Annotated in this window: 1 protein-coding gene; it reads left to right on the top strand. The window is 65.5% G+C overall.

What is annotated here, in order from left to right:
• Positions 1-223 (top strand): hypothetical protein (locus LO50_RS24945; protein ID WP_044315989.1); only part of this gene is annotated, 223 nt, incomplete at both ends.

Below are 223 nucleotides of genomic sequence, written 5' to 3'. Positions count from 1 at the left end.
AACCTGGTCCTCGTCCTTCACCCCGGTCGAAGGCAGCAACACCGTTGCCGTCCGCCAGACCGACGTGGCCGGTAATACCTCGGGTGCGACCACCGTCAGCTTCGTGCTCGACACTCAGGTCGCCGCACCGACCGTTTCGCTGACTAACGACACGGGTGCAGGCGGCTCGGACAGCATCACCAACAACGGCGCCCTGACCATCGGCAGCACCGAAGCGGGTGCA

This window comes from Stutzerimonas stutzeri, from assembly GCF_000935215.1.
Lineage (GTDB): Bacteria > Pseudomonadota > Gammaproteobacteria > Pseudomonadales > Pseudomonadaceae > Stutzerimonas.
This window is presented reverse-complemented; position numbering and strand designations above follow the sequence as displayed.